The following is a 1,946-nucleotide window of genomic DNA, read 5'->3' on the forward strand; positions in this document are numbered from 1 at the left end:
ACTCACTATCTATCCACTCCAGACTCATCTCTGTGGTCTCCTCTCCATCTCCAGTCTTGACAAGAGCTGCTGGGTATAGTTGCTTAATATCTTTTAGATTAAATGATTTATCTTCAATTGTTAATTTTTTCATAATCGGATTATAGTATAATCCTACAAAAAATTAGGAGAATATTCAGATGAGTTTAAATGCACAGATAAAATCAGACATCAAAGATGCTATGAGAGCAAAAGATAAGCAGAAGAGAGATACCCTACGAAATATCCAAACTGTAGTCAAGCAGATAGAGGTCGATGAGAGAAGAGAGGTTACAGATGCCGATATGGAGAAGATTCTTATGAAATATGCAAAGCAGAGAGAGGATGCTATGACTCAATTTGCAGATGCAGGACGAGATGATTTGGTAGAGAAAGAACAAGCCGAACTAGCTATTATAAAAGTCTATCTACCAGAGCAAATGGACGATGCAGAGCTTGAAGCTACGCTAAGAGAGATTATAGCTACAGTTGGGGCAACTTCTATGAGAGATATGGGTAAGGTAATGGGTAGAGCCAAACAGGCTATTGGAAACAGAGCAGATGGTGGGCGTATTAATGTTTGTGTGAAAGGGTTGTTGGGGTAATTATCCCCAATGGCTACGATAGAGAGAGAGATACTCTCTGTTGACGCAACTTATTAATTTTTCGTAATAACTCTCCTGCTCTACCCTCTAAATCATAAGTTTTTAAGATAGCTTCTGCTCTGTAGAGAGACAGAGAGTGCTGTTTATAGTAGTGAACCCCATCAACTAGACAAGAGGCCAACTCTATATTGTAAATATCTTGATTGTACTCTGCTAATGATTTATAGACTTGTACAGCTTTTAGATGAAACAGTTTAGCCCTTTTCATTCGATTTTGATGAACATACATAGATGCTAGATTTTTGAAGATTGTTGCTACATGGTGACCATAAACAGTTGGATTTTTTTCAGCCAAAGAGCTATAGTGACTCAATGCACCTTTAAATGATTTTAACGCTTCACTATACTTCTCCTGTGAGGCGTATATACTTCCTAAATTATTTAACATCATCGCGATAGTTGGTCTGTAAGGTATTGGCTCTTTTTTGGACAGATCCAAGAGAATATCAAGAGCCAAAAGATAAACCCCTTTTGCTTTATCTAGCATATTTTCACTAAAGTATAGTGTACCCAAATTGGTAAGAAGAGTTCCTAGTCCAACTCTATAGCTATTTGAGCCACTATTTATCAAAGCCTTATAGATAACCAAAGATTCCATATAGGTATCTTTTGCCTTCTCAAATCTACTCTCTTTACGATATATAATAGCTAGAGAGTTGAGTATATTTAGAGTCTCTATATTATACTTATCGGAATCTCCCCTAGCTAAAACTTTATATATATTTAGTGCCTCTTTATAAAAAAACTTTGCTAGTCTATTACTGTGGTAGAGTCTATGTAGATTGGCTATATTTGTATAAGTAATAGCTAAAATTGGAGCATAATGCAGTGGATCTTCTCTCAATAGTCCTCTTCTAATCGAAATCACTTCTCTATAACACTCTACAGCAGAATCATAATTATTCTGTTCCCTATATAGTGTAGCTAATGAATTCAATGTCTCTGCAACAAGAGGCTTATACTGTTTCCCATCTATCTTTGCCAATCTTTTTCTAAATCGTAGAGCTTCACGGTATGACTTTTCCGATAACTCATACTCCTTTGTTGCTCTGTATCTCTTGCCTAGACTATTTAGTGTATTTGCTACACTGTCATCTATAACTGTATCCAAATTATACATTGTAAACCTCCCTTAGACCTACCGTTTAAACCTTCCTGTACTAATGATACAGGTTTAACTGTATAGAAAACTTAAAAAAAAAGGAGATTTTTAATAAAAATATTTTTTTTAAAGAAAATGATGTTAAAAATAATTATTTTTCA

The 1,946-nt window shown here is 35.0% G+C and carries 2 protein-coding genes; one reads left to right on the forward strand and one right to left on the reverse strand.

All coding sequences use genetic code 11. The features are described 5' to 3' along the window. The first annotated feature begins 179 nt into the window (after positions 1 to 179). Positions 180 to 623, forward strand: a complete 444-nt coding sequence (locus GSY74_RS08170) for a GatB/YqeY domain-containing protein (protein ID WP_164664613.1) — start codon at positions 180 to 182, stop codon at positions 621 to 623. A gap of 13 nt (positions 624 to 636) precedes the next feature. Here the strand turns inward: GSY74_RS08170 and GSY74_RS08175 are convergent, their stop codons facing one another. After that, positions 637 to 1,803: a tetratricopeptide repeat protein gene (locus tag GSY74_RS08175; RefSeq protein WP_164664614.1), complete on the reverse strand. Its 1,167-nt coding sequence runs from the start codon at positions 1,801 to 1,803 to the stop codon at positions 637 to 639. Between the last annotated feature and the right edge of the window lie 143 nt (positions 1,804 to 1,946).

This window comes from Sulfurovum sp. bin170, from assembly GCF_010892395.1.
Lineage (GTDB): Bacteria > Campylobacterota > Campylobacteria > Campylobacterales > Sulfurovaceae > UBA1140.